The organism is uncultured Dysosmobacter sp. (assembly GCF_947631635.1).
Classification (GTDB): Bacteria; Bacillota; Clostridia; order Oscillospirales; family Oscillospiraceae; genus Oscillibacter.
Genome location: NZ_CANRMB010000003.1, coordinates 126,276 through 137,574 on the forward strand (window position 1 = coordinate 126,276; position 11,299 = coordinate 137,574).

General features: G+C 61.9%; 17 protein-coding genes. 10 read left to right on the plus strand and 7 right to left on the minus strand.

Annotated elements, in window-relative coordinates:
- Positions 1-132 precede the first annotated feature (132 nt).
- Genes Q0Z71_RS03225 through Q0Z71_RS03235 form a run of 3 tightly spaced genes read right to left on the minus strand, consistent with a single transcriptional unit; the run spans position 133 to position 1,253 of the window.
- Positions 133-378: a hypothetical protein gene (locus Q0Z71_RS03225; RefSeq protein WP_298018144.1), complete on the minus strand. Its 246-nt coding sequence runs from the start codon at positions 376-378 to the stop codon at positions 133-135.
- Positions 359-613 carry a hypothetical protein gene (locus Q0Z71_RS03230; RefSeq protein ID WP_298018147.1) on the minus strand — a complete coding sequence of 85 codons (255 nt, stop codon included), beginning with the start codon at positions 611-613 and terminating at the stop codon, positions 359-361. Before Q0Z71_RS03230 ends, Q0Z71_RS03225 begins: the two co-directional genes overlap by 20 nt.
- Positions 597-1,253, minus strand: a complete 657-nt coding sequence (locus tag Q0Z71_RS03235; RefSeq protein ID WP_298018149.1) for a MerR family transcriptional regulator — start codon at positions 1,251-1,253, stop codon at positions 597-599. Before Q0Z71_RS03235 ends, Q0Z71_RS03230 begins: the two co-directional genes overlap by 17 nt.
- 248 nt (positions 1,254-1,501) lie before the next feature.
- Here Q0Z71_RS03235 and mutY point away from each other — a divergent pair, with 248 nt between their 5' ends.
- The 9 genes from mutY to Q0Z71_RS03280 all read left to right on the plus strand — a co-directional run bounded on the left by mutY (position 1,502) and on the right by Q0Z71_RS03280 (position 6,548).
- A complete protein-coding gene (gene mutY, locus Q0Z71_RS03240; RefSeq protein WP_298018151.1) occupies positions 1,502-2,584 on the plus strand; it encodes an A/G-specific adenine glycosylase in 1,083 nt (360 codons plus the stop codon).
- Positions 2,581-2,769, plus strand: coding sequence for a hypothetical protein (locus Q0Z71_RS03245; protein ID WP_298018153.1), 189 nt, complete (start codon positions 2,581-2,583; stop codon positions 2,767-2,769). Before mutY ends, Q0Z71_RS03245 begins: the two co-directional genes overlap by 4 nt.
- Before the next feature lie 2 nt (positions 2,770-2,771).
- Positions 2,772-3,224, plus strand: a complete 453-nt coding sequence (locus Q0Z71_RS03250; RefSeq protein ID WP_298018156.1) for a PF20097 family protein — start codon at positions 2,772-2,774, stop codon at positions 3,222-3,224.
- Between the two features lie 15 nt (positions 3,225-3,239).
- A complete protein-coding gene (locus Q0Z71_RS03255; protein WP_298018159.1) occupies positions 3,240-3,827 on the plus strand; it encodes a thymidine kinase in 588 nt (195 codons plus the stop codon).
- Entirely contained in the window at positions 3,824-4,696 is an 873-nt protein-coding gene (locus tag Q0Z71_RS03260) for a 4Fe-4S cluster-binding domain-containing protein (protein WP_298018162.1), read from the plus strand. The genes Q0Z71_RS03255 and Q0Z71_RS03260 overlap by 4 nt, the downstream gene beginning before the upstream one ends.
- A 118-nt stretch (positions 4,697-4,814) precedes the next feature.
- Positions 4,815-5,183 carry a YegP family protein gene (locus Q0Z71_RS03265; protein WP_298018165.1) on the plus strand — a complete coding sequence of 123 codons (369 nt, stop codon included), beginning with the start codon at positions 4,815-4,817 and terminating at the stop codon, positions 5,181-5,183.
- An 11-nt stretch (positions 5,184-5,194) separates the two neighbouring features.
- A complete protein-coding gene (locus tag Q0Z71_RS03270; protein ID WP_298018168.1) occupies positions 5,195-5,413 on the plus strand; it encodes a hypothetical protein in 219 nt (72 codons plus the stop codon).
- A 151-nt stretch (positions 5,414-5,564) separates the two neighbouring features.
- A complete protein-coding gene (locus Q0Z71_RS03275; RefSeq protein WP_298018171.1) occupies positions 5,565-6,086 on the plus strand; it encodes a hypothetical protein in 522 nt (173 codons plus the stop codon).
- 12 nt (positions 6,087-6,098) lie between these two features.
- Positions 6,099-6,548 carry a hypothetical protein gene (locus Q0Z71_RS03280; protein WP_298018174.1) on the plus strand — a complete coding sequence of 150 codons (450 nt, stop codon included), beginning with the start codon at positions 6,099-6,101 and terminating at the stop codon, positions 6,546-6,548.
- Between the two features lie 39 nt (positions 6,549-6,587).
- Here Q0Z71_RS03280 and Q0Z71_RS03285 read toward each other — a convergent pair whose 3' ends face one another.
- Both Q0Z71_RS03285 and hemW read right to left on the minus strand, forming a co-directional pair.
- On the minus strand, positions 6,588-7,622 hold the full coding sequence (locus tag Q0Z71_RS03285) for a putative ABC transporter permease (protein ID WP_298018178.1): 1,035 nt from the start codon (positions 7,620-7,622) through the stop codon (positions 6,588-6,590).
- Between the two features lie 56 nt (positions 7,623-7,678).
- Positions 7,679-8,890: a radical SAM family heme chaperone HemW gene (gene hemW, locus Q0Z71_RS03290; protein ID WP_298018182.1), complete on the minus strand. Its 1,212-nt coding sequence runs from the start codon at positions 8,888-8,890 to the stop codon at positions 7,679-7,681.
- Between the two features lie 281 nt (positions 8,891-9,171).
- On the opposite strand from hemW, the gene spoVAC reads away from it, so the two are divergent.
- On the plus strand, positions 9,172-9,609 hold the full coding sequence (gene spoVAC / locus Q0Z71_RS03295; protein ID WP_298018185.1) for a stage V sporulation protein AC: 438 nt from the start codon (positions 9,172-9,174) through the stop codon (positions 9,607-9,609).
- A gap of 78 nt (positions 9,610-9,687) precedes the next feature.
- On the opposite strand, the gene Q0Z71_RS03300 is transcribed toward spoVAC, so the two are convergent.
- Both Q0Z71_RS03300 and Q0Z71_RS03305 read right to left on the minus strand, forming a co-directional pair.
- Positions 9,688-10,374, minus strand: coding sequence for a helix-turn-helix domain-containing protein (locus tag Q0Z71_RS03300; RefSeq protein WP_298018188.1), 687 nt, complete (start codon positions 10,372-10,374; stop codon positions 9,688-9,690).
- Positions 10,375-10,513: 139 nt separating this feature from the next.
- Entirely contained in the window at positions 10,514-10,888 is a 375-nt protein-coding gene (locus Q0Z71_RS03305) for a desulfoferrodoxin family protein (protein WP_298018191.1), read from the minus strand.
- Between the last annotated feature and the right edge of the window lie 411 nt (positions 10,889-11,299).

Below are 11,299 nucleotides of genomic sequence, written 5' to 3' on the forward strand. Positions count from 1 at the left end.
AACAGCACGAACAGCCACTTGGGCAGGTCCGGGATTATACACAGGGCCCCAAAGCCGATGGCGCAGGCGGTCTGCAGCAGGGCAAAGAGCAGGATGCCGATGACTGCGCCCCGGCGCTCACGCCGCTGTTGGTCAATATTTTCGCGCCTCATCCAGCTCCCCCCTCTCGATCTCCCGCAGCCGCTGAACCAGCACCGCAAAGCTGGCCGGAAGAGTGAGCAGATCCAGCACGGCCAGGATCAGCAGCAGTGTGGACAGCGAGCCGCCGTCCATCCCGGTCCGCAGCCACAGCATCGCAGCGGCCGCCAGCAGACGGAGCAGGGCGTTTACCGCCACGCTCTTCACCGCCGCCCGGCGCTCAGTATTTCGCGGCTTCATCCTCTTCCCCTCCGTCGATCTCCCGCAGGCGCTGGCGCAGAGCCTTCAAAATTCCTATGACCACCGCGCCGCCCACGATCAGCCAGCACAGCAGGGGGAACATGACGGCCACACCCTCATCCCGGCCCAGCAGGCCCATAAGCCCCAGGACCATCACGATCAGCGGCACGATATACAGCAGCACCAATACCGTCATCACAATGGGGGCGATTTTCTTTTTAGTAGTTTTTCGCATCGTCTTCCTCCCCTCTCCCAATCTCCCGGATGCGCTGGACCAGGGCCAGCACCACGCCGCCCGCCACCAGCAGGGGCATGGCCGCCAGCACCAGCATCAAAAGCAGGGGCGGCGCGTCAGCGGGGTCCATGAGATAGGCCCAAAAGATCAGGGCTGCCAGAGCCGCCATCAGGGCCACAGTCAGCAGGGCGATGACCACCGGGGCCACATACCGCACCCGGATGTCCAGCCGCTGCTTGTTCTGGAAGGTGGTGCCGGACTGCTCCATGGCATCCATCTCCGCCAGGACAGCTCCGGCGTCCAGGTCCGCCAGACGCTCCTGGCAGCCCGTCAGCCGGTCACACAGCTGGATGGACTGCTCCAGATTGGCCCGGTCCCGCTCCAGGGTGATGAGATGGCGGCGCATGCCGTCGCCCACCGTGTGGGCCCCGGTCTGCATGGTCCGGATCTCCTCCAGGGGCACGCCCAGCTTTCGCAGCAGCTTGATCTGCCGCAGGGTCTCCACCTCGGCCTCACCGTAGTCCCGGTAGCCGTTCTCGCTGTTCCGCCGGGGCGTCAGCAGGCCCTCGGCCTCGTAGAAGCGAATATTCTTTTTCGTGATGCCCACCAGGGCCTCCACCTCGTTGATCTTCACGCGCATCCCTCGTTTCTGCGTCCATGGGCGATTCCATGGAAAAGCCTCCAAAAGAGCCTTTTCTATGGAATGCCGCATATGCGGTCCTCTCTGCCTGACTTCACAGGAACCGCATACGCGCCGGTTGAAAAGGCGCTCCTTTTCGGCTGCGTTGCCTATATCGTATACCTTCCAGAAGGGGGAAGGTCAAGAGTTTTTTCAAAAAAATGTGAGGAGGGGTGGGAACCCTCCCTGGGTTGTGGTACAATCATATCATGAGACGACAGGAAGTGACAACTGAAAATGAGCTTTCCCGCCTGCCGGAGCCGCTTTTGGCCTGGTACCGGGAGCATGCCAGGGACCTGCCCTGGCGAAAGACAGAGGACCCCTACCGCATCTGGGTGTCGGAGATCATGCTCCAGCAGACCAGGGTGGCGGCGGTCCTGGGCTATTATGCCCGCTTTTTGGAGGCCTTCCCCTCGGTGGATGCCCTGGCCGCCGCGCCGGAGGAGCAGCTGATGAAGCTGTGGGAGGGCCTTGGCTATTACAGCCGGGCCAGAAATCTCCAAAAGGCGGCGGGGATCGTGGCGGAGCGGGGCGGTTTCCCGGACACCTATGAGGGCCTGCTGGCCCTGCCGGGCATCGGGGACTACACCGCCAGCGCCATCGCGTCAGCGGCGTTCGGCCGCAGGGAGGCGGCGGTGGACGGCAATGTCCTGCGGGTGGTGACCCGGATCACGGACTGCCGCGGCGATATCCTGGACCCGAAGGTGAAAAAGGCGATCCGGGCCCAGGTGCAGGCGGTCATGCCGGAGGACAGCGGGAGCATCCGCGTCTTCAACCAGGCCACCATGGAGCTGGGGGCCACGGTTTGCGTGCCCAACGGACCGCCGAAATGCGGGGAGTGCCCCGCCCGGGAATTCTGCCTGGGCCGCATCCGGGGCACAGCGGAGCTGCTTCCGGTGAAGGCCCCGAAGAAGGCCCGGCGGGTGGAGGAGAAAACGGTGTTCCTCTTCCTGCGAGACGGAAAGGCGGCCCTGCGGAAGCGCCCCGGCACGGGCCTGCTGGCAGGGCTGTGGGAGTTCCCAAATGTGGAGGGAGCCTTGACAGAGGAGGCCGCCCCAAGGGCGGTGTCCGCCTGGGGCCTGGAGCCGAAGGCCTGGAGAAATAAGCTGGCGGCCAAACACATCTTTACCCATGTGGAGTGGCGCATGACAGGCTACACCCTGGAGGCGGCGGGAGACGGCCCGCCGGAGTGGGAGTGGGTGGACGCGGAGGGCTTGACGGCTCACGCGGTGCCCTCGGCCTTTGCGCGGTATTACGCGGAGGCGGAGAAGCGGCTGAAGGAGACAAAATGAAGATCATCAAGCTGTGTTTGATACTGGCGCTGCTCCTGCTTCTGCGGAAGCTGGTCTGGTGCCTGCGCTGGCTGTGGTGCTATTACCGCGGCAGAGAGCTGCCGGAGAACATCTCCTTCCTGCCCCATCAGTCCGGGAACGTGTTCGACGGCCACATCCGAAACCCGGATGACGAGGAGGAATGACCATGCCGTTTTGGAAAAAGAGTGAAGACCCCTGGGACATGGAACCGGGGCAGCCTGTTTCCACCATGGAAACGCCGGAACAGGACGGTGAGAGCCTGGCGGATACGGTGAAGGAATGGGGCGAAAAGATCAAGACCTCCGTCCAGAGGGAGGAAGAGCCGGAGGGACCGCCGGAGACCTGCCCCTGGTGCGGAAAGCCGATGGAGCGGGGATATCTGGACGCGGTTAAGGGCGGCGATATCTGGTGGGTGACGGAGCGGCCCGGCAAACTCAAGACAGCTTTGATGGGCGCAGACCCCAAGACCTCGCTGCGGGTGGATGACGAGGGGACCCTTTTCACCTATAAGACCGCGTGGTATTGCGCCGCCTGCCGGAAGATGGCGCTGGACGCCGCCGGGATGAAACGCCCCTATGAGACCTCGTTTGACGAGATCGGAAAAGAAAAAACAGAGTGAGGGAGAACAAGATCAATGGCACAGCTATATTTCAAATACGGAGCCATGGGTTCCAGCAAGACGGCCAACGCCCTGATGGCGCGGTTCAATTACGAGGAGCGGGGCCAGCAGACCCTGCTGGTAAAGCCCCGGCTGGACACCCGGGACGGGGACCATATGGTGGTCTCCCGCATCGGCCTGACCTACCCCTGCATCTACTTTGACGAGATGCGCAAGCTCAGCATCATGGAATTGCAGCAGAACGCCTGCATCATCGTGGACGAGGCCCAGTTCCTGACCAAGGAAGAGGTGCTGTATCTGGTCTACATCGTGGACGACCTGGGCATCCCCGTCATGTGCTACGGCCTGCGGGCGGACTTCAAGGGGGACCTGTTCCCCGGCAGCGAGGAGCTGCTGGTGATGGCGGACAAGATCGAGGAGGTCAAGACCATCTGCTGGTGCGGCAAAAAGGCTACCTTCAACGCCCGGTTCGACAGCAACGGCAAGGTGCTGAAGGAGGGCGCTCAGGTGGTGCTGGGCGCCAACGACCAATACATCGGCCTGTGCCGCCGCCACTGGATGGCCGGGGACCTGGGCCCGGACTTTGATGTGACGAAGGTATGATCTGCCGTCTGTGTCCCCGGAACTGCGGCGCGGAGCGCACGCCGGAAAAGGCGGGCGGCGTGTGCCGGATGCCCAGCGCGCCGGTGGTGGCCAAGGCCATGCTCCACCAGTGGGAGGAGCCGTGCCTTGTGGGAGACCGCGGCGCGGGAACGGTGTTTTTCTCCGGGTGCAGCCTGCGGTGCTGCTTCTGCCAGAACGGAGTGATCTCCCAGGAGAATTTCGGCAGGCCCATCACCGCCTCCCGCCTGCGGGAGATCTTTGAGGAATTGATCTCCCAGGGGGCGGCCTGCATCGACCTGGTAACGCCCACACACTTCACCCCGGCAATCCTGGAGGCCCTGGGGGACCAGCCGTGGCCCGTGCCGGTGGTGTGGAACTGCGGCGGGTATGAAAAGCCCGAGACGCTGAAGCTGCTGGAGGGCAGGGTGCAGGTGTACCTGCCGGACATGAAGTACGCCCTGCCGGGACCGGCGAAAAAGTACTCCGCGGCGGAGGACTATTTTGACCGGGCCAGCGCCGCTATTTTGGAGATGTTCCGCCAGACGGGCCCCTGCCGTATGGAAAACGGCCTTCTGAAGCAGGGGGTCCTCATCCGCCACCTGCTGCTGCCGGGAGAGCTGGAAAACACCCGCCGCGTGATCGACTGGGTGGCGGAGACCTTTCGCCCGGGCGACGTGCTGTTTTCCCTCATGAGCCAGTACACGCCTCAGCCGGGGGCCGTGGGCAGTCTTGCCCGCCACGTGACCAGGGCGGAGTACCGGGCAGCTGCGGAGTATATGAAAAACTGCGGCATCACCGACGGCTATACCCAGGAGCGGACCTCCGCCAGGGAGGAATACACCCCGGATTTTGACCTGACGGGCATCTGACCGGGATCCGGTCCCCAAATCGACATATTTGGACAAAAATACCAAAAAATTTCTTGCATTCACGGGGCTTTCCATGTAACATGGTCTTATCACCAAATAAAAGCAGGAGGCATGTTAAATGGGCAAATTCGTCATTCGCAAGACCAATACAGGGATCAAGTTCGATTTAAAGGCCGGCAACGGCGAGGTCATCGCCACCTCTGAGGTTTACGCCTCTGAGAAGGCCTGCCGGGGCGGTATCGCCAGTGTAAAGCGGAACGCGCCTGTGGCCGCTGTGGAGGATCAGACCGTGGAGGGCTTCGCCGCGGCGAAGCATCCCAAATTTGAGGTGTATGTGGACAAGGCCGGAGAGTTCCGTTTCCGCCTGAAGGCCACCAACGGTCAGATCATCGCCGTGGGCGAGGGCTACAAGGCCAAGGCAAGCTGCCTGAACGGCATTGAGTCCATCAAGAAGAACGCACCGGACGCGCCGGTGGAGGAAGTGTGAGGGCTGTCGGGATGGATATCAAAAAGACCATTGAAGAGCTGGCGGAAAAGATCATGAAGGACGACTCCCTCCAGGCGCAGTTCAAAAAAGAGCCTGTCAAGGCGCTGGAAAAGCTGCTGGGAGTGGATCTTCCGGATGATGTGCTGGAAAAGCTGGTCAAGGGCGTGCAGGCCAAGATCTCCGTGGATAAGGTCTCCGACGCCGTGGGCGCACTGAAAAAGCTGTTTTAAAGAAAACCGCAGCCGTATCCATATCTGGATGCGGCTGCGATTTTTCAAGTTTTGCCCCGTGCCGGACAAACAGGGGTTTGTTTCTCTTTTGTAATGATTTTCCGGCGGCGCTCTGTTACGATAGGGATATATCAGGGAGAGGAGGGCGGCTGTGCCTCTAAAATCCACACAAGTGAAAGAGCGGGCGTGGACGTATCTGTTTTGGGCGGTCTTTGCGGCCGCAGCAGCGGCGGTGGTGCTCCTGCCCGCCTGGCTCCTGCTCCCCCGGTCTCTGGCGGGGCTCGTGGATGCCTCCGCCCCGGTGGAGCTGTATATCCAGCGGTTTGACCGGGAAGATGTGGATATGACCATTGCGCCGGGAACACCGGAGATGGAGGCGCTCCAGGGTGTGCTGGATCGGCACACCTATCACCCGCACTGGACCGCCCTCTTTGGAAGCACGGAGGCGCAGGCCTATGTGTCCGATACTTACCGGATCCTGTATGATTTTGTGCGCCTCCGGAGTGGCGGAGGGGAGAGCTGCCAGTTCGGAGGCGAGCTGACCTGGTTCAGGAAGTATGCTCCCGACGACCCCTACAGCAAGAAAAGCCGCGTCCTGGTCCTGGATTATTTGGGAAAGACGGAGGGCGCCGCGCTCCGGCAGGAGCTGATAGAGGCGCTGGACATCCAATAAGGAGGAGACCCTATGAAAAACAAGCGGATGCTCGGGGGCGCTGTTCTGGCGGCGGTGGTCCTGTACAGCGCCTGGATGCTGTGGCCCCGGCCCCTGGCAGCGGAATTTGACGCAGAGCGGCAGTTCGCGGCAGCGGTCACAAAGGTGGGCGTCAAGGACGGAAAGTCCTGGACGAATACCGATGAACAGTATGATCTGGAGGGCTCCGCCGCGCTCCGGGAGGTGCTGGAGGGCTATTCCTACCACCTGTGCTGGGAAAGCCTGACCGGAGGAAACGTCATCGACGGCAGGGGCGGGACCCATGAGACGCTGCACCTGGGCAACAGTGCCGGTGACTCCCTGATCTCCAACGGGACCGCCCGGCTCTTTCTGAATCACCGGGTGGTAAAGGTGGGCTATTGGGGGAACCGGCGGGGGACGGAGCTGAACCGGGAGCTGCTGGCCGCCCTGCGGGAAGAATAGATATAGAAAAAGAGACGCCTACGGCGTCTCTTTTTGCGTTTATTTCCGGTCTCCCAGCTTTCGCAGGGCATCCATGGCCTCCTGGGACTCCCTGGCGATGGCGGAGGGGTTGCCCCGCAGGATGCGCAGGGAGCGCTGATAGGTCTTGGCGGTGCGGGCGCGAATGGCGGTCTCCCGCTCCCGGACCCGTTCGATGGCCTCGGCAAGATCCGCACGGCGCTCCTCCAGCGCCTCGCCGGTCAGCTCCGGGATATTTTCCAGATGGTCCCGGCAGGTCTCCAGTGCATCGGCGATGGTGCGCAGGGCCTCCAGCTTGACGCTGGTCCGGCGGCGGAGGGACTCCTCCAGCAGCTCCTGACGGCGGAGCTTCCGCTGGGCCCGGGCCTCCCGCTGCTCCTGCAGCTCGGCCTCGATGCGGTCCTGGAGCAGCAGCTTTTCCACCTCGGTCCGCTCCCGGAAGCGCTTCAGATCGTCCTCCGCAAAGGCGGCGGCCACCTCGGCACGCTTGGCCAGACGGCGCAGCTCCTCGTTCTCCTCCGTGAGCTTGGCCAGGACCTCCCGCAGGTCCATGGCGGCCTGGAAGGTCTGGACGGCGTCCACGGTGAAGGCCACCGTCAGCACCAGGGCCAGCGGGTCCACGCAGATGGCGGGCACCCGGGCCAGCAGCCGCCCGATGGGGGGATGGAGGAACCGCACCAGCAGGATGGAGAAAAAGCCCCAGGCGATGGAGCTGGTGAGGCAGATGTGGCCGTTCAGGTTGAATTTCTGCTTGGAATAATCCCAGTAGCGGACCTTGAACAGCTTTTCCATGGCGGCGCCGGTGAAGTATTCCAGCACCGTGGCGGCGAGCATGCCGAAGAGCCATACCAGCCGCAGGTCGCTTTCCACCGGAATGGTGACGAACAGGATGATGATGGCGCCGGAGCCGTAGATGGGCAGCAGGGGACCGTTCAAAAAGCCCCGGTTCACCCAATGGCGCTGGCGGGCGGAGACATAACAGGACTCCCATACCCAGCCGCAGAAGCAGTAGAAGAAAAACAGCAGGACCCATTGGCCTGTGGAATAGACGTGCATGACGGCCTCCTATCGGTGAAACTTGCGGGCGGCAAAGCGGAAGCCCCCCAGACAGCTTATTCCAGCGTGACCCGGAAATCGCCCCGGGCGGCGGCCTCGGCCCGGCGGAGCTTGTCCGCGGCCAGGGCGTCCAGCATCCCGCCGATGATCTGGTTGGACACCAGGAAGCCCCTGGGCGTCAGGTGCCAGCGGCCGTTTTCCAGAAGGGCGTAGCCCGCCTTTTCACATTCCCCCAGAAAGGGCAGAAAGCAGGAGAACCGGCGGCGGAAGCGGGTTTCAAACTCCCTGGGATCCAGTCCCCGGACGGTCCGCAATCCCAGCATGACCCACTCCGTGTCCCGGTCCATAGGCGGGATGCGGTCGTTTTCCGACAGCATGGGGGTGTGCTCCCGCACGCCCCGGATATAGCCCTCCAGGTCCTTTTCGTAGGCATAGCGGACGCCGCCGAAATCCGAGTGGGCGCCGGGACCGAATCCGGCGTACTCCTCCAGCATCCAATACTTGAGATTGTGGCGGGACTCCCGGTCGGCCCGGGCGAAGTTGGAGATCTCATATTGGGCATATCCGAACCGGCGGAGATAGTCCACGGTGTACAGGTACATGTCCGCCTGGGCGTCGTCTCCCGGCAGACCGACGGTGTCCCGGCGGGCAAAGAGGGGCGTGCCCTCCTCCACCTTGAGGCCATAGCAGCTGAGGTGCTCCGGGGCCAGACTGACGGCCGCGGCCAGATTCTCCTGCCACCGCTCCATGGTCTGGTGGGGCAGACCATAGATCAGGTCCAGGGACAGGTTTTCAAACTTGGCTTTGCGGGCGGCCTCCACAGCGGCGCGCACCTGCGCCATGGTGTGGACGCGGCCGATCTCCGCCAGCTCCGCGTCGCAGGCCGACTGCATCCCCAGGGACAGGCGGTTGAATCCGGCCTTCCGAAGGGCACGGAGCGTTTTCCAGTCCCCGGCGGAGTCCGGATTGGCCTCCAGGGTGATCTCCGCGTCTCTGGAGACGCGGTATTTTTTCAGGATGGTCTTTAAGATCCGCACCAGCCGTTTCTCCCCCAGATAGCTGGGGGTGCCGCCTCCAAAATACACGGTGTCCACGGCGTGTCCGGCGGCAAAGGGGGCCGTCTCCGCCAAGTGGGCGCAGAGGGCGTCGGTGTAATCGTCCATGCGGTCCTCCCTGTTGGAGAGGGAGTAAAAGTCGCAGTAGGCGCACTTCTGCTTGCAGAAGGGGATGTGGATGTACAGGCCCAGGTTTTTGTCAGCGGTTTTCATGGCGGTCTCCTTTGTGTTCGGGTATTCCATAGTGTACCGCGTTTCGCCGCTGTTTGCAAGGACGCATATTCTGCGGCCCGGAGGAGGATACTATAGCAAACTTCAGAAATACTGACAACAGATCGGAGAGCATAGACAACGAATGACTGCGTCTTCCTCCTTGACGGGCGACAGCCCGTCTGCGTCGTCATCCTTGTCCTGCGCTGCCTCTGCTCTCCTCCTTTGCTGCCATGATTTCTGAAGTCTGCTATAGGGAAATCTCCGGGAAAAGAGGACTGCGTATGGATATGTCGCCCAAGGAATACCAGCAGTATGTACAGCAGAAGGCCAAAAAGTCCCCCATTGTCAAGAATGTGATCCTGGCCTTTGTCATCGGCGGACTGATCTGCGTCATCGGCCAGCTCATCCAAAACGGATGGGCCTCCATGGGGCTGAACAAGGAGGACGCCGGGACAGCCACCTCCTGTTCCATGGTGCTGCTGTCGGCCCTGCTGACGGGATGCAACCTGTACAACAAGATCGCCCGCTTCGGCGGCGCGGGCACCCTGGTGCCCATCACCGGCTTTGCCAACGCCGTGGTGTCCCCGGCCATCGACTTCAAGAGCGAGGGCTTCATCACCGGCATGGCGGCCAAGATGTTCATCGTGGCCGGACCTGTGATCGTGTTCGGCACCCTGGCGTCGGCGGTCTACGGCGTGATCCTGATGCTGCTGCGGTAGAGGCGGGCCATCCAGCAATTGGAGGGACTCCATAGGACATGAAAAGAGAGACGTGCAAAGGCACGTCTCTCTTTCTGCCTAATCCAGCGGCGTCCAGCTGGCACCGTGGTCGGAAAAGGAAAGGCTCCGGGCAATGGGAAGATTGATGCTCGCCGCCCCATCGCTGATGCTCACCGTGACAAGATAGCTGGAGCCGTTCGTCAGCCCTGCGGCCTCTCCCGCGCAGACGCCGCCCTCGCATTCCACGGGAAATGCCTTCACAGCGCCATCGGAATCAGCAAAGGAGATCTGATAGGTATAGGACGGATCGGACACGCTGGGAACAAACTGGTAACTCAGATAGCTGTCATGGCCGTAAAAGCTGGCCCCGGAGACTGTGAATGTGTCCGGCAGGGAGCTGGCCGCAGGGGCGGACTCCGATGGGACGATGTTTCTCCGGCTCCATGCCCACAGCCCGCCGGCCAGCAGACCCACCGCCAGCAGCGCGCAGAGGACGGTCCAGAAGCACCAATGCCGCCGCGGGGCGGGAGCGGCCTGGGGGGCGGATGGGGCCTCCGACGGCGCGGGGGCCTGCCGCCCGCACAGCTCATCCAGGGATATTTCCAGCGCGTCCGCCAGCAGCAGGAGCTTGTTCAGGTCCGGCAGGGCGTCGCCGGTCTCCCACTTGCTGACAGCCTGCCGGGAGACCTGGATCGTTGCCGCCAGGTCCTCCTGGCTCATGCCCCGGGCCCGGCGGATCTGCGCCAATTTCTCATTGAATTCCATAGGCGGGACCTCCTCTCATGGCTCCCATGATAGCAGTTTTAGCGGTTGCGCGCAACCAGGAGGGGCTGGAAATCCCGCAACCAGCCGTTGCGGACAAAAAAACACCGGCACAAATGCGCCGGTGTTTGGGAAAAACCGATTACAGGTCCGCCTTCCAAAGGCCGTGGAGGTTGCAGTAGGCGTAGACAGCCTTGGGAGTCTGGCCCTCAGCCAGGGCAAAGACGGCTTCGGGAGCCTCCTCGGGCTTCAGCCACTGGACGGACGCGCCGCGCTCGGTCTCCAGCGCCACCCAGGGGATATAGTGCTCGGCGGTCATGGGGTGGGACACGGAGCCCACAGAGACCTTCACCAGGCTGCCGTCCACGGTCACAGAGGGAACGTGCTTCTCCACAGCCGCGTCGGTGACGCCTGCCTCCAGGAGCTGCATGTTCTCCCCGCAGCACTTCACGGGGACGCCGGCGGAGGAGAGCAGAGTGACGATGTTGCCGCAATGTCTGCAAATATAAAACTTCATAAAAAATATCTCCTTTTTTCAGATGACCGGCCTTGCATGGCCGGGGATGGTTTCGATGTGATAAGCATAGCACAGGCAGGCTCAAGAAGATGTGATATATGCAACAAAAATAGAGGGCGTCAAGAGAAATTTGCCGCTGCGGCGGGCAGCGCGGAAGAACCGCACTTTTTCGCGTTTCAGAAGTTGACATAACGGTGTGGAAAACTCTGTGGAGAATGTGAAAAACTTTTGATTATGAACGGTTTTTGAAGGTGACAACCCGGTTATGGAAAATATTACGCAATAACATTTTCTCGAAAAACCGGCGTTTGGGATGGGAAAGGGCGGGAAAGGGGGGGAGTGTCCAAAATAAAGATTTGATGATATAATAAGGGATATGAGGAAACAGACAAAAGAGGCATGGAAGAAATG